Source organism: Synechococcus sp. MU1642 (assembly GCF_020514115.1).
In the GTDB taxonomy this organism is placed as follows: Bacteria; Cyanobacteriota; Cyanobacteriia; order PCC-6307; family Cyanobiaceae; genus Parasynechococcus.
The window spans coordinates 43,530-59,836 of the sequence record NZ_VTKZ01000007.1; the positions used below are offsets into that span (position 1 = coordinate 43,530).

General features: G+C 61.2%; 16 protein-coding genes. 8 read left to right on the forward strand and 8 right to left on the reverse strand.

The features are described 5' to 3' along the window. Position 1: 1 nt before the first annotated feature. Positions 2 to 700 carry an ABC transporter ATP-binding protein gene (locus FZZ85_RS08190; RefSeq protein WP_226413993.1) on the reverse strand — a complete coding sequence of 233 codons (699 nt, stop codon included), beginning with the start codon at positions 698 to 700 and terminating at the stop codon, positions 2 to 4. Further along, the gene (locus FZZ85_RS08195) at positions 693 to 2,264 is read right to left on the reverse strand and encodes an NAD(P)H-quinone oxidoreductase subunit N (RefSeq protein ID WP_226414135.1); all 1,572 of its coding nucleotides are present in this window, start codon (positions 2,262 to 2,264) and stop codon (positions 693 to 695) included. Before FZZ85_RS08195 ends, FZZ85_RS08190 begins: the two co-directional genes overlap by 8 nt. A 111-nt stretch (positions 2,265 to 2,375) precedes the next feature. Between FZZ85_RS08195 and topA the strand changes: the two genes are divergently transcribed. From topA to FZZ85_RS08220, 5 genes are read left to right on the forward strand one after another with little or no spacing between them, the layout of a single operon-like run. Further along, positions 2,376 to 5,075, forward strand: a complete 2,700-nt coding sequence (gene topA / locus FZZ85_RS08200; RefSeq protein WP_226413994.1) for a type I DNA topoisomerase — start codon at positions 2,376 to 2,378, stop codon at positions 5,073 to 5,075. Continuing rightward, positions 5,075 to 5,488 carry a hypothetical protein gene (locus FZZ85_RS08205; protein WP_226413996.1) on the forward strand — a complete coding sequence of 138 codons (414 nt, stop codon included), beginning with the start codon at positions 5,075 to 5,077 and terminating at the stop codon, positions 5,486 to 5,488. The genes topA and FZZ85_RS08205 overlap by 1 nt, the downstream gene beginning before the upstream one ends. Beyond that, positions 5,485 to 6,138, forward strand: a complete 654-nt coding sequence (locus FZZ85_RS08210; protein WP_226413998.1) for a DUF2232 domain-containing protein — start codon at positions 5,485 to 5,487, stop codon at positions 6,136 to 6,138. The genes FZZ85_RS08205 and FZZ85_RS08210 overlap by 4 nt, the downstream gene beginning before the upstream one ends. After that, on the forward strand, positions 6,110 to 7,294 hold the full coding sequence (locus FZZ85_RS08215) for a nicotinate-nucleotide--dimethylbenzimidazole phosphoribosyltransferase (protein WP_226414000.1): 1,185 nt from the start codon (positions 6,110 to 6,112) through the stop codon (positions 7,292 to 7,294). The genes FZZ85_RS08210 and FZZ85_RS08215 overlap by 29 nt, the downstream gene beginning before the upstream one ends. 10 nt (positions 7,295 to 7,304) lie before the next feature. Continuing rightward, a complete protein-coding gene (locus tag FZZ85_RS08220; protein WP_226414002.1) occupies positions 7,305 to 8,318 on the forward strand; it encodes an ABC transporter substrate-binding protein in 1,014 nt (337 codons plus the stop codon). Here the strand turns inward: FZZ85_RS08220 and FZZ85_RS08225 are convergent. Both FZZ85_RS08225 and FZZ85_RS08230 read right to left on the reverse strand, forming a co-directional pair. Further along, positions 8,292 to 9,413 carry an aldo/keto reductase gene (locus FZZ85_RS08225; protein WP_226414004.1) on the reverse strand — a complete coding sequence of 374 codons (1,122 nt, stop codon included), beginning with the start codon at positions 9,411 to 9,413 and terminating at the stop codon, positions 8,292 to 8,294. The genes FZZ85_RS08220 and FZZ85_RS08225 overlap by 27 nt on opposite strands. Continuing rightward, complete coding sequence (locus FZZ85_RS08230) at positions 9,410 to 9,958, reverse strand: bifunctional nuclease family protein (RefSeq protein WP_226414006.1); 549 nt, start codon at positions 9,956 to 9,958, stop codon at positions 9,410 to 9,412. The genes FZZ85_RS08225 and FZZ85_RS08230 overlap by 4 nt, the downstream gene beginning before the upstream one ends. A 49-nt stretch (positions 9,959 to 10,007) precedes the next feature. Between FZZ85_RS08230 and FZZ85_RS08235 the strand changes: the two genes are divergently transcribed. Further along, positions 10,008 to 10,676, forward strand: coding sequence for a riboflavin synthase (locus FZZ85_RS08235; protein ID WP_226414137.1), 669 nt, complete (start codon positions 10,008 to 10,010; stop codon positions 10,674 to 10,676). On the opposite strand, the gene FZZ85_RS08240 is transcribed toward FZZ85_RS08235, so the two are convergent. The 4 genes from FZZ85_RS08240 to FZZ85_RS08255 are packed head-to-tail and all read right to left on the reverse strand — an operon-like array spanning position 10,661 to position 14,185. Then, positions 10,661 to 11,035: an AbrB family transcriptional regulator gene (locus FZZ85_RS08240; protein WP_226401581.1), complete on the reverse strand. Its 375-nt coding sequence runs from the start codon at positions 11,033 to 11,035 to the stop codon at positions 10,661 to 10,663. The two genes, FZZ85_RS08235 and FZZ85_RS08240, sit on opposite strands and share 16 nt — an antisense overlap. A gap of 54 nt (positions 11,036 to 11,089) precedes the next feature. After that, positions 11,090 to 11,689 (reverse strand): cytochrome c oxidase subunit 3, encoded by a 600-nt coding sequence (locus tag FZZ85_RS08245; RefSeq protein WP_226414008.1) that lies wholly within the window; start codon positions 11,687 to 11,689, stop codon positions 11,090 to 11,092. After that, a complete protein-coding gene (ctaD, locus tag FZZ85_RS08250) occupies positions 11,686 to 13,353 on the reverse strand; it encodes a cytochrome c oxidase subunit I (protein WP_226401577.1) in 1,668 nt (555 codons plus the stop codon). The genes FZZ85_RS08245 and ctaD overlap by 4 nt, the downstream gene beginning before the upstream one ends. 1 nt (position 13,354) lies before the next feature. Further along, positions 13,355 to 14,185 (reverse strand): cytochrome c oxidase subunit II, encoded by an 831-nt coding sequence (locus FZZ85_RS08255; RefSeq protein ID WP_226414010.1) that lies wholly within the window; start codon positions 14,183 to 14,185, stop codon positions 13,355 to 13,357. Positions 14,186 to 14,385: 200 nt separating this feature from the next. Here FZZ85_RS08255 and FZZ85_RS08260 point away from each other — a divergent pair, with 200 nt between their 5' ends. Together FZZ85_RS08260 and FZZ85_RS08265 are read left to right on the forward strand one after the other, a co-directional pair. Then, positions 14,386 to 15,312: a heme A synthase gene (locus tag FZZ85_RS08260; RefSeq protein WP_370631165.1), complete on the forward strand. Its 927-nt coding sequence runs from the start codon at positions 14,386 to 14,388 to the stop codon at positions 15,310 to 15,312. Then, positions 15,305 to 16,288 (forward strand): heme o synthase, encoded by a 984-nt coding sequence (locus FZZ85_RS08265; protein WP_226414012.1) that lies wholly within the window; start codon positions 15,305 to 15,307, stop codon positions 16,286 to 16,288. Before FZZ85_RS08260 ends, FZZ85_RS08265 begins: the two co-directional genes overlap by 8 nt. Positions 16,289 to 16,307: the final 19 nt, after the last annotated feature.

Sequence of the window (16,307 nt, forward strand, 5' to 3'; positions counted from 1 at the left end):
ATCATTGTGGGCATCCTGTGAGAGCCCGACCATCCTCGAAGCGAGCAATGCGTTGTGCTCGGGCTGCTACATCGTCCTCATGGGTCACCATCACCAGGGTGATGCCTTGTTGGTGGAGTTCATCAAACAGTTCCAGCACCTCTGCGGTGGTGCTGGAGTCCAGCGCCCCTGTGGGTTCGTCCGCCAGCAGCAGGCTGGGGCGGTTGATGATGGCCCGGGCAATGGCAACACGTTGTTGCTGTCCTCCCGAGAGCTGATTGGGCTTGTTCTCCAGACGCTGTGCCAGACCAACGCGGCGCAGGGCCGATTGGGCACGCTCGATCCGTTCGTCCCTGGGCACCCCCGCATAAATCATCGGGAGCATCACATTCTCCATGGCGCTGGCGTGGCCGAGCAGATGGAACTGCTGAAAGACAAACCCGAGCGAGCCGTTGCGAACGTCGGCTAACGCATCGTCCTCCAACTGTTCAACGGCCATGCCATTGAGCCGGTAGGTCCCACTGGTGGGCCGGTCGAGGCAGCCAAGGATATTCATTGCCGTGCTCTTGCCGGAGCCGCTGGCGCCCATCACCGCCAGGTAATCCCCCTCCCGGACGGTGAGATTCAGTTGATTAAGGGCTTTAACTTTGAGATCACCTGATCCGTAGATCTTGCTGATACCCCGGAGCTCAGCAACTGGCGGTCGCGCAGGCTCAGCCAAGGCCTTTAAGGCTGGAGAGGGCGATGGCCTGCTGAAGCAATGGAGTTCCTGCAACCGCGGTGTTGGCCCACTGGAAGAGGGGATTGGAGAGGATTCCGCCAACGGCTGTAATGGCCACACATCCGATTAGGGCAACCCGTAGCGGCTGCATCCCCATCAACGACCAGTTCACGTCGGGATAGGCCTTGACCACATCGGAGGCCTCTTGGGGCTCCTTCACCACCATCATCTTGATGACTGAGATGTAGTAGTAGATCGAGATCACAGAGGTGACCAAGCCAACCACCACCAGCAGGTACTGGTGGTTCGCCCAACCGGCAAAGAACAGATAGATCTTTCCAAAGAACCCCAGCATTGGGGGGATCCCACCCAGGGAAAGCAGGCAAAGACTCAGGCCGAGGGTGATCAGGGGATCCTTTTGGTACAGCCCGGCGTAATCAGAGATTCGGTCACTTCCAGTGCGGATCGAGAAGAGGATGATGCAGGCGAAGGCCCCAAGGTTCATGAATAGGTAGGCCGCCATGTACAAAACCATGGCTGCAAAACCATCCTCGGTGCCGCAGACCATGCCGATCATCACGAAGCCGGCCTGGCCGATCGAGCTGTAGGCAAGCATCCGCTTCATCGATGTCTGTGCGAGGGCAACAACGTTGCCCAAGGTCATGCTCAATACCGCCAGAACGGTGAACAGCAGTTTCCATTGATCGTCAAAGGCACCGAAGCAACCCACCAGGATGCGAAGAGCCAAGGCGAAACCGGCTGCTTTAGAACCCACGGAGAGAAACGCCACCACAGGGGTTGGTGAGCCTTCGTAGACGTCAGGCGTCCATTGGTGGAAAGGAACTGCAGCGATCTTGAATGCAACGGTGGCCAAGACAAAAACCAGGGCCAAAGCGGCCAGCGGTGTGGTGCTGCTCTGCAGTGCCAGGCCGATGGTGTCGAGGCTGGTGCTGCCGCTCAGGCCGTAGAGAAGGGAGGAGCCGTAGAGGAAAACAGCAGCAGCTGCCGATCCCACTAGTAGATATTTGAGTGCTGCTTCAGAACTGCGGGCATCCCGCTTCATGTAGCCCGACAGCAGATAACTGGCGACGGAGAGCGTTTCCAGCGAAATGAACACACTCACCAGATCCGTTGCCCCGCAAAGAAGCATGGCGCCGAGGGTGGCGGCGAGAAGGATGGCGGCGTACTCGCCAACAGGTGTGCCGCTCTTCTCGGCATAACGCCAGCTGATCAGTAGCGAAAGAAGCGTTGACAGGGCGATCACAGCCCTGAAGGCCACTGCCAGGTTGTCGGCGAGAAAGGCCCCGAGGAAGGATGGCTCCAGGGGTGCATTCCACTGCAGGGCTAGCAGAACCAGGGAGCTCCCCAGGCCGATGTAGCAAATCGGGGGCACCCAGCGAGTGGCGACCTTTTCGCCGGCCAGGTCCACCAAGAGGGTGGCGATCATCGCCAGCAGCACTGCTGCTTCGGGCAGTACGGCGGAAGCGTTGAGAGAGAGATTCAGCAGCTCACCAGGGGCAGCCATGGCCTGGGTGGCGAGAAGGGAAGCACCCATATCGGGCATGGCAGCCTGGAACCGTTGCGCTGCGGCGACTGTAGCGGCGCTTGACGCGCCAACGGTCATGCAGAGCGCTGCTCGGTGCGATAAAGAAGGGGAACGGTTCATCTGCCGCTAGTGGCGCACACCCTCGTCATCGTTGAAAGCCCCACGAAGGCCAAAACCATCCGTGGCTTTCTGCCCAAGGGATTCAAAGTTGAAGCCTCCATGGGGCACGTCCGCGACCTCCCCAACAACGCCAGCGAGATTCCGGCATCGGCCAAGGGGCAGAAATGGGCCAATCTCGGCGTGAACACCGACGCAGATTTTGAGCCGCTGTACGTGGTCCCAAAGGACAAGAAGAAGACGGTTCGCGAACTCAAGGACGCTCTCAAGGGTGCTGATCAGTTGCTTCTGGCAACGGACGAAGACCGTGAAGGCGAAAGCATCAGTTGGCACCTGCTCCAGTTGCTGGCGCCGAAGGTGCCGGTGAAGCGCATGGTGTTTCACGAGATCACCAAGGAAGCCATCGGCAAGGCTCTTGACCAGACCCGCGACTTGGATATGGAGCTGGTTCATGCCCAGGAAACCCGGCGCATTTTGGATCGCCTTGTGGGATACACCCTGTCTCCTCTCCTCTGGAAAAAGGTGGCCTGGGGACTCTCTGCAGGGCGGGTTCAGTCCGTTGCAGTGCGGCTCCTGGTCCAACGGGAACGGGCCCGGCGTGCCTTCCGCAGCGGCAGTTACTGGGATCTCAAGGCCCAACTTGAGCAGTCGGGCAGCGCCTTTGAGGCCAAGCTCACCCACGTGGGTGGCCAGCGGATCGCCACCGGCAACGACTTTGACGAGAGCACCGGCGGGCTGAAGTCGGGTAGTGCCGTTCGGCTGCTCAGCGAGAGCGAGGCCAAGGCGTTGGCTGAAGCCGTGCGATCCAACGCCTGGAAGGTGGACGCGGTGGAAGAGAAGCCCACCGTGCGCAAGCCGGTGCCTCCCTTCACCACCAGCACCCTCCAACAGGAGGCCAATCGCAAGCTGCGCCTCTCAGCCCGGGAAACCATGCGCTGTGCCCAGGGGCTCTACGAACGCGGTTTCATCACTTACATGCGGACCGACTCGGTTCACTTGTCGGATCAGGCGATTAATGCATCACGCAGCTGCGTGGAGAGCCTCTATGGCAAGGAGTATCTGAGCAAGGGGCCGCGGCAGTTCAGTACCAAAGCCCGCAATGCCCAGGAGGCCCATGAAGCGATTCGTCCGTCGGGCGAAAGCTTTCGAACCCCCGGTGAGACCGGTCTTGATGGGCGAGATTTGGCGCTCTATGAGCTGATCTGGAAGCGCACCGTGGCCAGCCAGATGGCCGAAGCCAGGCTCACCATGCTGTCGGTTGATCTCAGCTCAGGCGAGGCCAGTTTCCGGGCCAGCGGCAAGCGCATCGACTTTCCCGGTTTCTTCCGCGCCTACGTGGAGGGCAGCGATGATCCCGATGCGGCCCTTGAGGGGCAGGAAGTTTTGTTGCCGGCGTTGAGCGTTGGCGATGCACCGGAGCCGAAGACTGTCGAACCTCTCGGCCATCAGACCCAGCCGCCGGCACGGTTCAGCGAGGCATCGCTGGTGAAGATGCTGGAAAAAGAGGGCATCGGCCGGCCGTCGACCTACGCCTCGATCATTGGAACGATTGTTGACCGCGGCTACGCCACGCTTCTGGGCAACGCCCTTACCCCAAGCTTCACCGCCTTTGCCGTGACGGCGCTGCTCGAGGAGCATTTCCCTGAACTGGTGGACACCAGCTTCACCGCCCGGATGGAGAACACCCTCGATGAAATCTCCCACGGCAAGGTGCAGTGGTTGCCTTACCTGGAGGGCTTCTACAAGGGTGACGAGGGCCTGGAAACCCAGGTGCAGCAGCGGGAAGGGGACATTGACCCAGGTGCATCCCGCACCATCGATCTGGAGGGCTTGTCCTCCGTGGTTCGCATCGGCCGTTTTGGCGCCTACCTGGAGTCCAAACGTGTCAGCGACGACGGTGATGAAGAGCTGATCAAGGCCACCTTGCCCCGGGAGATCACTCCGGCTGATCTGGATGAAGAGCAGGCCGAACTGATCCTCAAACAGAAGGCCGACGGCCCCGAAGCCATCGGTGAGGATCCCGAAACAGGGGATTTGGTCTACCTGCTCTTCGGTCAGTACGGCCCGTACGTGCAGCGGGGTCAGGTGAGTGATGAGAATCCCAAGCCCAAGCGTGCGTCTCTGCCCAAGGGGCAGAAGCCGGAAGATCTCACCCTGGAGGATGCCCTCGGACTGCTCCGCTTGCCGCGTCTTCTCGGTGAACATCCAGATGGTGGGCGCATACAGGCGGGGCTGGGCCGCTTTGGCCCCTATGTCGTCTGGGACAAAGGCAAAGGCGAGAAGGATTACCGATCCCTAAAGGGGGATGACGATGTTCTGGCGGTGGGACTGAGCCGTGCCCTTGAGCTGCTGGCCATGCCCAAACGGGGTCGGGGCGGACGCACCGCCCTCAAGGACCTCGGTAAGCCGGAGGGCAGTGATGAAACGATTCAGGTCTATGACGGCCCCTACGGCTTGTACGTCAAACAGGGCAAGGTGAATGCCTCGCTGCCGGAAGGCAAAGGCGCTGACGATGTGACCCTTGAGGAGGCGGTGGAACTGCTTGCCGCCAAGGCAGCATCGAAAAAGGGCGGTCGTAAAACTGCCGCTAAAAAACCGGCGGCGAAGAAGCCAGCTGCCAAGAAACCAGCCGCCAAGAAACCTCCTGCCACCACCAAGACCGGTCGGCTTAGGGCCAGTGCGGTGCGGGTGATCAAGCCGGCTGACAATTGATGGCACGTCTGCTTTGGCTGCTGCCTGTGGGGCTCCTGCAGGCCTGTGCCGGTACACCAGTCGCCGAGCAGTTGGAGCGATCCTTTGCGGTGCCTGAAGACAGACCGGTGCGGCTAACTACGCCCGTCCCGGCTGTGAAGACCAGCCCAACGGTTGCAAGTCCAACTGCTGATCCCCCCTCTGCACCGGCGACTGAGCCTGTTTTCCGGCCTGAGGCAGAGATTGCCCCAGAGCCTGTGCCGCGGCCAAAACTGCGGACGGTGGCATCCCAACGTCTGCCCCAGGCGCCTTACCGGATCACCATCCGTTTGGCCGGAGCCGACCCTGCCGCTCCTGCGGAAGCCGTCACCCGCGCCTTGCGCGAGGCGGATGTTGGCTTCGCTGTGGAACGGATTGAGCGGGTCGAACCATGACCGACGCGACGCCCCGGTTGAGCCGCCAGCAGGCTTTGAGGCTGGTTGAGGGGGCGTATCTCGCTGCCGCGACGGGGCTGATCTGGTTAGCCCTTTACTACTTACCGGTGGGTGGTGCACTGTTCCGTCTGGCCCTTCCCTTGCCCCTGATCCTGCTGCAGTTGCGGCGCGGCAGCCGTTCCGGCGCCGAGGGCCTGCTGCTCTCTGTTCTTCTGCTCACGGCTTTGATGGGTCCTTTGCGTGGGCCGCTTCTGCTGTTTCCCTACGGGCTTTTGTCGCTGTGGCTTGGCTGGAGCTGGTGCCGGGGGGTCAGCTGGTGGCTGAGCTGGTCGGGGGGCATCGTTCTTGGAACAGCGGGTTTTTTGGTCCGAGTTCTCGTGCTCTCGTTGCTGGTGGGAGAAAACCTCTGGGTGGTGATCACCCGGGCTGGCTCCGCTCTGCTCGACCGCTTGATTGCAGCGCTTCATCTGCCGATCACACCGGATCTCACCCAGGTGCAGTTGATGGCGCTGCTGTTGGTGGTGGTTCAGGAGGTCATCTACGTCCTGTCCCTTCATGCTCTGGCGTATTGGATCTTTCCCCGCCTGAAATCACCGATTCCGGAGCCCCCGAGGCTGCTGCATGGACTCATTGCCCTTGATCCCCTCTGAAGCTTCGGTGTTGCCTGAGGGCTGTCAGCAGCTGGGACGTCTCGGTGCAAACGCACTGGATGCAGCTGTACTCCGTCCCTGGACCTCCAACGAGCAACCGCTGGATCTGTTGCTCGTTCTGGCGGCCACACGAACGGCGGAGCATGAGGGGATCTCTGCCGCTGGCTCCACCGTGGCTTCGCGGCGTTACACCGCCTTGGCTGATGCGGAGCTCCTGATCCGTGGTCCGGCTGAACAGCGCCGTTGGCCCTTGCCGCCGCTGCCCGCTGGGGTCTCTCCCGCCCTGCTCAGTTACGTCGCGGCGCGACGCTTGAAGTTGACGCCGCAGGTGGCGGCCCTCGGCTTGGTCCAGAAACCCGATTTTCCCCACCTGGATATTGAGCCCATGGATCAAGGGCCCTCGGCCTGTTTGTCCACGGGGGCGGCGATGCCATTGCTGCGGGTGCAGCATTTGTGGCGACAGGGAGAGCTGCTGGGGCAGCGGTTGCAACGCCCCCTGGTAGTGGCGGAGTGTGTTCCAGGAGGCACCACAACCGCTCAAGCGGTCTTGACGGCTCTCGGCGTGGAGGTTGCTCATCTGATCAGCGGTAGTGCTCTTCATCCGCCGCAGCAGCTCAAGCAAGAGCTCGTTACCCGAGGGCTGCAGCGAGCGTCCCTTGGCGCGCATCCTTCGGCCGAGCAGATCCTGGCTGCTGTTGGTGACCCTTTTCAGGCCTTCACCGCAGGGGTCTTGGTGGGTGCGGTTTCGGCGGGACAGCCGCTGTTGCTGGGGGGCGGTTGCCAGATGCTGGCTGTTCTGGCCTTGGCGATGCAGGCTTTACCCGCTCGACAGCGGGAACACCTGGCGGTCCAGGTGCTGATCGGCACCACCGGCTGGCTCGCTGATGAGGGTGCGGCTGCTGCGGGTCAGTCCCCCTTCGGCGGGTTGGTGGATGCCACCGCGAACCACCTGGCTGCCGCACTGTCCGTCTTGGCCTGTGGCGTGCGTTTTCACAGCAGTACCCATCAACCCTTAAGGGACTACGAACGGGGCTTTGTGAAAGAAGGGATGGGGGCCGGAGCCCTCTTGCTGCTCGCACAGCTGCGCGGTTGGTCCTGTGACGACCTGGTGCTGGATTGTGAGGATGCCTTGGAGCAGCTCTCAGCCGCCCCGTAACGTCAAGCCCATGAACGACTGGAGTGAGCGGTTGGGTCCCCTGAGCCGGCGCCATTTGCTCCAGATGATCGGGGCGACCGGTACCGTCCTGTTGGCGGGCTGTCGTCCTGCGACAGCCGCACCAACACTGATGACTCCGGCTGGGGTTTTGCCGAAACTGTGGGCTGATGCCTTGCCCAAGCCCTGGCGCCTGACGCTGGCCCCAGCCCAGCAGGACTGGACGCCGGCGGATCAGGCGCGTGCCGATTTGTTGGTGATGGGTGATGGGTGGCTGGATGCCGATCCAGCGGACAAACTCCAGCCCATCGCCTCTCAACCGCTCTTCAGCCAGTTGGATGGTCAGGCCAAGGCTCTTCTGGCTGACCTCGGTGCCCTGCAGGATCGTGTGTTGCCGCTGGCCGTCAGCCCCTGGGTGATGCTGTTGAGGGATGACCCGGCCATGACCCAGAAGGGGTGGACTCTCCTCCTGGATTCCTCCATGGCAGGACGTGTGGTTCTGCCCGCCAGCCCCCGCCTGGTGATGAGCCTGGCGGACCATCTGGGCGGAGGTCAGGCCTTGAGTGCGCTGCGTCGCCAGGTCCTCACCTACGACGACCGGCAAGCCACCAACTGGCTGCTCAAGGGTGAGGCCAAGCTGGTGGTTCTACCGCTCAACCGCTGCATCACGCTGCTGGGGCGGGATCCCCGTCTTCGGGCTGTGCTGCCTGCCTCCGGTGCCCCCTTGCACTGGACTGTTCTGCTCCGACCGGAGGCCAGTCGTGAACCGGTGCCCCAGAGCTGGGTCGAGCAGGGATGGCGGGATCCCCTGCGTCGCCGCTTGGTGCAGCAGGGATGGCGGGTGCCGATTGCATCGTCAGGGGCGATGGCGGATCAGAAGGCCCTTTCGGCGCGTCTGCGGCCTCTGCTCTTTCCCTCTGCAGACACCTGGTCACGCTGCTGGTCACTGCCACCGCTGTTGCCCGACGACCGGAATGCCTTGGAAGAGCTCTGGCGAGATTCAGCTCCACAGTCGCCGCCGCGGTGAAGCCTCCAGCCGTTGGTGGGTGTCTGCCAACAGATCAGGAATGGGCAAGTGATTCGGGCAACGGGGAAGGCACTCCCCACACCGTTCACAGGCCGAAGCATCGTTCTCTTCCCACCAGTGGCCGGCACGGCCGATCAGGTTGTAGCGCTCCTGCGCGAATGAGGTGAGCCCATGGCCTATGGCCAGATTGCGCAGCCGCAAGAGTTCGGGAATCGGAACCTCGTTCGGACAGGGGAGGCAGGCCTGACACTGCTTGCAATGCTCCTGGCCAAGGCGTTCCTGCTGCCGCCTTTCTGCCGTGATCAGGGCCTGTTGCTCTGCCTTGCTGAGGGGGCCATCCTCCTGCGCCAGTGTTGCGACGAGTTGAAGATCGCCTGCAGCGGCGGCACCAACGGTCAGGGTGCTGATGCCGTTTGCCAGCAGGAACCGGTAAGCCAGCTCAAGGGGGGCAAAGGGGGTGCAGTCCTCCACCAGTGTTGGGCTGGGGGCCTGTAGGCGACCGCCTTTGTCGGCGGGGGAGATTGCCATCACACCGAGGCCTTGCTCAAGGGCCCAATGGGCCAAGGGCAGGCGCTGGGGATCCAGCCAATGCAGGTGCAGGCTGCAGAAACTGAAGCGCTGGCTGCGCAGCGCCCGATCGATCAGCGGGTTGCTGCCATGGCTGCTGAAGCCCACCTGGCTGACGCGGCCGCTGCTGAGGGCCCAGTCCAGAAGCCTGGATCCATCACCCATCAGGGCCCAGTCCAGATGTTCCTCCCGGTTGATGCCGTGGATGGCGAGGTTGTCGAGCTGTGGACAGCCCAGCCGCTCCAGAATCTGATCAAGGCGGCGTTGTCCCTCCTCGAAACTCAGCCCTGGCAGCAGTTTGCTGGTGATCACCCAGTGGTCTGATCTTGTGCGGCTGTTCTGGCGAAGAGCCTCTCCCAGAAAACGTTCTGCAGGTCCGTAGGCCGGGGCGGTTTCCAGGTGATTGATTCCAGCTGCAGCTGCTGCGTCAAGCACCTCTGCCATCTGGGCCGCTGAGTTCAGGGCACGCATCGTGCCCAGGCTGAACAGGCTGACGGGGCGGCCGCTGCCGAAGGCGCGGGTTTTCACTCCTCCGAGGGCGCTTCGCTGTCTTGGTTGCGCAGATGGCGCACCAAGGCCGCAGGGCTGAGGTCGTCGACGAAACGGCTGAAGGCAGTTTGATCTTCAGCATCCGCCTCTGCATCCACCGGGATCGAGGCTTCCGCTACCACCTCCTCCAGCATCCATATGCTGCTGCCGGTGCGGATCGCCAGCGCAATGGCGTCGCTGGGTCGGGCATCCACTTCGATCAGTTCCAGCACTTCGTTCTCAGCCAACTCCGCTTCGTCCAGATCAGGTCGCAGCTTCAAGACGGCATGAAAGGTGCTGTCCTCAATCGCGTGGACGATCACGCGCTCCAGTTCGAGCCCCCCAGCCACCAACAGTGCTGCCATCAGGTCATGGCTGAGGGGGCGTGGTGGTGCTCCCCCCTGCAGTCCGGCCATGATGTTGTGGGCTTGTGCCTGGTCGATCCAGATCGGGACCTGACGTCGACCGCTTGGATCTCGCAACAGCACCATGGGTGTGCGGCTGGCGGCATCGAGGGCAATTCCGGCGACGCTCATTTCGACCATGTCGGCGGCGCGGCTCTATCCGATTATGGCCAGAGAGCCGCTGCGAGCGATGTTCACGGGGCTGGTGCAGTCAGAGGGAAGGATCGAGCGTCGTGCAGGGGCGGTGGTGGTTTGGGGCTGCGCTCCTTTTGCCCCGTTGGCCCTTGGCGACAGCGTGGCTGTGGATGGCGTTTGCCTCACGGCGGCAGAGCTGATGGGGGATGGCTTCCGCGCCGATGTGAGTGAGGAAACCCTGCGCCGCACCACGTTGGGACGCAAGGCGGACCGTGGTGGAGCGGTGAACCTCGAGCCGGCGCTTCGGCTGAGCGACCGCCTTGGTGGTCATCTGGTGAGCGGTCATGTGGATGCCACCGGTGAAGTCACCCATCTGGAGACCCTTCCCCACTCCTGGGCCCTGTCGATCCGCTGGTCGGAACCCCGATTCGGCCGTTATGTCTGCGAGAAGGCCAGCATCGCGGTGGATGGAATCAGCCTCACGGTGGCTGAATGTTCAGCTGATGGATCTACGTTCACTCTCGCTGTCATCCCCCACACCTGGGAGGCAACGACCCTGAGGAACCTTGCTGTCGGGGACACGGTGAACCTGGAGGCCGATCAACTGGCCCGTTATGCCGAGCGGCTGCTGCATGCCACCGCTGCCGAAGACGGAAACGCCGATGGCCGAAAAAAGGATGATGATCTGTCAGCCAACTGGCTGGCAGATCACGGCTGGTCTTGATCCATCTGCTGCAGAACGATCATTCCGGAGTCCCGTTGGAGCTCGATCTTGAACTCCTGGCCGGGTTCCAGGCCGAGCCGACGGGTGTAGGCGTGGCCGATCAGCAGGTTGCCGTTGCCATGCACACGGGTTCTGAATTCGGCCTGGCGACCACGGCTGCCGCCTGAGGAACTACTGCTGCTGCTTTTCGGCAATTGCCATCCCTGGGCCGCCGCTTTGGCCTCCACCAGGGCCCGATAAAAACTCTTTTTCAGCAGACGTCCGCTTGGGCCGACGTAGCCGCAGCCGCGAGCTATGTCATCTTCAGGCCGATTGCTGAGCGATCTGGCCTTGTCGAGCAGTTCCTTGCCGACCAGCATTTCAGGAGTTAATTCAACTGAATTCTGGCCATGCTCGCCAATCAAGGCAAGGGATCAGAGCAGATAAAGGATCACGAAGAGAATCACCCAGATCCCATCAACAAAGTGCCAGTACAACTCCGCTGCTTCCAGGGGGAAGTGGTCGGCTGCAGTCACACGGCCCTGTGGCTGCCTCGCCTGCCACCAGACGATCAGGGTCATCAGGGCCCCGAGGGTCACGTGGAGACCATGAAATCCCGTGGCGGCGAAGAAGGTACTGGCGTAGAGGTTGTCGGTGAGGCCAAAGGGAAGGGTGAAGTACTCCACCATCTGGCTCACTAGAAAGGCCATGCCGAGGCCTGCGGTGATCAGCAGCCAGCGTCGACAGCGGCCGTGGTCGTCCTGCCGGATTGCCTGGCCGGCTCGGTGGAAGGTGGCGCTGCTCACCAGGAGCAGAACGGTGTTGAGGATGGGCAGGGGCAGCTCAAGTTCATAGATGGCTCCATCCGGTAGTGGGTTCACCGCTTTAAAGGTGAGGTAGGCCGCAAAGAATCCGGCGAAAGTCATGGCGTCCGCCACAAGAAATGTGGCCAGGCCGAACATGCGGTGATCGGGATGGCCGGCATGCTCCCCGTGGCTGTGCTCCTGCTCCTTGATGGGAACTGTGGTGGTCATTTGCCGCTGCTCCAAAGATCACGACCGCTGGCTGCGCTCAGGTCCAGCTCGCCCGGCGGGACGCCGTAGCCGTAGGGCTCTTCCACGAGAGGAGCCTCACCAATCCAGTTCTCGACCGGTGGTGGAGAACTGGTTAGCCATTCGGGCGTCAGCGCTTTCCAGGGGTTGTCCCCTGCGACTGGGCCGTTGAGGGCGCTGTGGATCACATTCCATAGGAAGGGCAGGGTGCTGATGGCCATCAGCAGGGCTCCGACGGAGCTGATCTGATTGATCAAGGTGAATTGGGGGTCGTATTCAGCAACGCGTCGCGGCATTCCATTGAGGCCGAGCCAGTGCTGAGGGCCGAAGCACAGGTTGAAGCCGATGAAGGTGAGTGCACAGTGCAGGCGGCCGAGATCTTCGTTGAGCATCCGGCCGGTGAATTTGGGATACCAGTGGTAAACCGAGGCGAAGATCACGAACACCGATCCACCGAACACGATGTAGTGGAAGTGGGCGACAACGAAGTAGGTGTCGTGTACATGAATGTCGAATGGCACCTGTGCCAGGGCGACCCCTGTGATGCCTCCGAGCACGAAGTTCACAATGAAGCCGCATGAAAACAGCATGGCGCTGTTGAGGCTGATGCGTCCGCCCCAGAGTGTTGCCAACCAGTTGAAGAATTTGATTCCGGTGGGAACCGCGATGAATGCGGTTGCAATGGTGAAGAACAGTCGCATCCAGGGAGGTGTTCCGCTGGTGAACATGTGGTGCGCCCACACAATCAGGCCCAATACAACGATGGCCATGATCGAATACACCATCGTTACGTAGCCGAATAGAGGCTTACGGGCATGAACCGGCAGGATTTCGCTCACCAAGCCAAAGGCCGGCAAGACCATGATGTAAACGGCTGGGTGGGAATAGAACCAGAACAAATGCTGGTAAACCACCACATTGCCTCCCAGGGTGGGATTGAAGAAGCCTGTATGGGCAACGATGTCGAAACTCAGCAGCACCAATGTTCCCGCCAGAACAGGCGTTGAGAGAACCACCAGAATGCTGGTGCCCAGCATCGCCCAGCAATACATGGGAAGCTGCATTAATTTCAAGCCGGGGCGTCGCAGCTTGAGAATGGTGGCAATGAAGTTGATGCCACCAAAGATCGAACTCCCGCCCAGCAGCAGCACGCTCAGGATCCAGATAATTTGGCCTGTTGCTGGTGTGGTGATGCTGAGTGGTGGATAGGCTGTCCAGCCCGATTGAGCAGCACCCGTGAGGAAATAGCTGGTGATCAGCATTAAACCTGCTGGAGGAATCAACCAGAAAGCAACGGCATTGAGGCGTGGGAAGGCCATGTCCCGAGCGCCCACATAAAAGGGGATCAAATAATTCCCAAAAGCACCATTCACTACGGGGACGATCCAAAGAAAGATCATCACCGTGCCGTGGAGGGTCAGCACCTGGTTGTAGACATCCCGTGCCATGAAGTCGGACACGGGACTGGTGAGCTCCGTGCGAATGGCACCGGCTAGGGCACCGCCAATCAGATAAAACACAAAGCCGCAGACGAGATACTGCAGCCCGATCACCTTGTGATCAACGCTGAAGCTGAAATACCGCAACCAACCGCTGGGTTGAAGCCGTGGAGGGCTGGATGTTTCTGGGGGCAAGCTGATGGTCATGTCAGGCGTTCGCGATGGTGAGCGTTTCTTCTTCAGGTGCGGCTTTGGCGTTCTGCCCGTACCAGCTGTCCCAGTCCTCCGGACTTTCCACCACAACAGTGGAGCGCATTCCACCGTGGTAGGGCCCACAGAGTTCTGCACACACAATTGGATAACGGCCGGTGCGTGTGGGCGTGAAACTCAGCTGAGTTGGTTGGCCTGGAATGATGTCCTGCTTCAGGCGAAATTCAGGAACCCAGAAGGCGTGAATCACATCTTTTGCTTCCATCCGCAGGGTGATTGGTCGGTCGGCTGGAACATGAAGTTCACCTGATGTGATGTCTCCCTCTGGGTAATGAAAGAGGAAGGCGAATTGCATGGCTGTCACTTCAACGGGCAAGACATTTGTTGCCGCTGCTGATTCAATCGAGCCTGAACTGATTCCTCCCCAGATCTGTTCCTCGTGTGCTCCGCCCATGTGGTCATGGGCCAGAGGCACCATGCCACCCATGCGGTCGTAAATGTCGTAGCTGTACAGACCAACAAACAGCACAACAACAGCAGGAACTGCTGTCCAGAAAATTTCGAGTGGCAGATTTCCCTCGATGGCCAGGCCGTCGCCGAGTTGCCCGCTGCGTCGCCTAAATCGAATCAAGCTGAAGACGAGAAGGCCAACGATTCCGACAAACAGAATGCTGCCAATCGTGAATAGAACCTTAAAGAGCTCGTCGTAAATCGGCGCGTTGGCGCTCGCATCGATGGGGAGGAGGTTGATGTTCTGGCCGATCCAAAGGCCGCCCAGAGCAAGGGCCATCCCGATCACCAACGTGAGAATGGCGGATGGGATCTGCACCTGATCAATCCCTGGTTTTAAACAGCGTATGGGGCTGGCTGCGGTTCTCCATGAAGTGATTGTTAAGGCCTTATTTCTGTCAGGAAAAGGGGATGATTTTTCCGCATTTGTGTTGCAGACGTCCACACAGCATGACGTCATCTTCTGCATCGCTACGGTCCAAGCAATCCCGCTTGGATGCATCGGATGGAGCTTGTTCGATGATGCTTTCCTCAATGTCGACATTGCGTCGACGTCTCGGGTTGTTGTCGGCTCACTTAGTGGTTGCCGTAATCGCTTTGGTGGTGATCGGTGGAGCGACCCGGGTGATGGAGGCCGGCTTGGCCTGTCCGGACTGGCCCCTGTGTTTTGGCTCGTTTTTGCCGGGTCGCCAGATGAATGTTCAGGTGTTCCTGGAGTGGTTTCACCGCCTCGATGCTTTCGTCATTGGCATCGCCTTGGTGGTGATGGCTGTGGCGACGACGCTTCAGCGGCGACAACTGCCGCGATGGCTGCCCTTGCTGGCCGCCGGCCTGATGGTTCTGGTGGCGATGCAGGGGGCCTTGGGTGCGCTGACGGTGACCCGGCTGCTGCCCTCCGGTGTGGTGACCGCCCATCTGGCACTCGCTCTCACCCTTGTGGCGCTCCTCAGTGGGCTGACCCAACGCTTGCTTCACCCCGCTGCTGTCCTCGCTCCGCTCTGGTGGCGCATCGCGGCATCGCTTGGTCTGTCGTCGGTCTTTGTGCAGTGCCTGCTCGGTGGTCGTATGGCTACTGCTTGGGCAGGGCAGCGGTGCCTTGCAGGAGGAGAGGCCTGCCAGCTGGTTCTCTCCCATCGCGTGACGGCGATGCCGGTGGTCGTTGTTGTGCTCGCCTTCGCCGGGGCAGCAGTTCTGGCGGGTGGTTGGGCTCGCCAGCAGTGGCCCTGGCTGGCTGGGGCCGTGCTCCTGGTGCTGGTTCAGGTGGCCCTTGGCGTTCTCACCCTTCGTCTTGGTTTGTCGCAACCCGCAGTGACCGTTGCGCATCAGCTGGTGGCTGCCTTGCTGATCGCTCTGTTCGCGGCGCTTCTGGTCCGCTCTCCGGACCTCCCCTCACCGTCCCGTTCCGTCGTCCTCGACGACACCTCCTTGGAGGCCTGTCATGGCTGAAATCACCGCAACCGTTCGTCCGACTCGTGAGGAGGTGGTTCCCTCCCGTAAGAGGGTGAAACTTCCGGCCTGGCTGGAAGTCGCCAAACCCCGCCTGATCCCTCTGCTGCTGGCTACCACTCTGGGTGGAATGGCTCTCAGTGAGGGCTGGCCTCTCTCATCGCCGCGGCTCGTCTGCACCCTGGGTGGAGGGGCGCTTGCCTCCGCTGCTGCAGGGGTTTTGAACTGCTTGTGGGAGCAGGACCTCGATGGTCGGATGGCCCGCACCAGCGGTCGCGCACTCCCCTCCGGTCGTCTGTCTCCCACCAGTGCATTCATCGGCGCCATCGCCTGCACCCTGGCGGCGGCGATGCTTCTGGTGAGCGGCGTGAACTGTCTCGCTGCTGGGTTGTCCCTGCTCGGTCTGTGCAGTTACGTGCTGCTCTACACAGCTTTGCTCAAGCCTCGGACATCCCAGAACATCGTCATCGGTGGTGTCGCCGGGGCCATTCCGCCTCTCGTGGGGGCGGCCGCCGCCACTGGCCATGTCGGCCTCGGGGGTTGGTGGCTGTTCGCTCTGGTGATGGTCTGGACGCCAGCTCACTTCTGGGCCTTGGCCCTGCTGTTGCGTGAGGACTATCGCGCTGTCGGGATCCCGATGCTGCCCGTGGTGAAGGGACCTGTGGTGACGGCCCGGGCGATCAAGACTTATGGCTGGATCACTGTTCTGCTCAGCGGTTTGGGCGTGTTTGCTCTGCCTTCAGGTGGCGTCTTCTATGGCGTGATGCTGCTTCCCTACAACGGTCGATTGCTGCAGCTCGTCGATCGGCTTTCCTTGGATCCCGACAGCCTTGTGAATGCCAAGGCTCTGTTCCGTTGGTCAATCCTTTATCTATTTGGGCTCTGTTTGCTGCTCATTCTCAGCCGGACGGATCTGGCCTCAGGCTTTGCCCAACAGGTGATGCAGCTTCTCTCCCTGCCCACGGGGGTGCAATGAGCACTCTCTAGATTCCCTG

Coding starts and splice junctions, on each gene's coding strand:
- FZZ85_RS08195 (WP_226414135.1), bottom strand. CDS start 2,264: ATGCCCGATATGGGTGCTTCCCTTCTCGCCACCCAGGCCATGGCTGCC.
- FZZ85_RS08205 (WP_226413996.1), top strand. CDS start 5,075: ATGGCACGTCTGCTTTGGCTGCTGCCTGTGGGGCTCCTGCAGGCCTGT.
- FZZ85_RS08210 (WP_226413998.1), top strand. CDS start 5,485: ATGACCGACGCGACGCCCCGGTTGAGCCGCCAGCAGGCTTTGAGGCTG.
- FZZ85_RS08215 (WP_226414000.1), top strand. CDS start 6,110: ATGGACTCATTGCCCTTGATCCCCTCTGAAGCTTCGGTGTTGCCTGAG.
- FZZ85_RS08220 (WP_226414002.1), top strand. CDS start 7,305: ATGAACGACTGGAGTGAGCGGTTGGGTCCCCTGAGCCGGCGCCATTTG.
- FZZ85_RS08230 (WP_226414006.1), bottom strand. CDS start 9,958: ATGGTCGAAATGAGCGTCGCCGGAATTGCCCTCGATGCCGCCAGCCGC.
- FZZ85_RS08235 (WP_226414137.1), top strand. CDS start 10,008: ATGTTCACGGGGCTGGTGCAGTCAGAGGGAAGGATCGAGCGTCGTGCA.
- FZZ85_RS08240 (WP_226401581.1), bottom strand. CDS start 11,035: ATGCTGGTCGGCAAGGAACTGCTCGACAAGGCCAGATCGCTCAGCAAT.
- FZZ85_RS08245 (WP_226414008.1), bottom strand. CDS start 11,689: ATGACCACCACAGTTCCCATCAAGGAGCAGGAGCACAGCCACGGGGAG.
- ctaD (WP_226401577.1), bottom strand. CDS start 13,353: ATGACCATCAGCTTGCCCCCAGAAACATCCAGCCCTCCACGGCTTCAA.
- FZZ85_RS08260 (WP_370631165.1), top strand. CDS start 14,386: ATGATGCTTTCCTCAATGTCGACATTGCGTCGACGTCTCGGGTTGTTG.
- FZZ85_RS08265 (WP_226414012.1), top strand. CDS start 15,305: ATGGCTGAAATCACCGCAACCGTTCGTCCGACTCGTGAGGAGGTGGTT.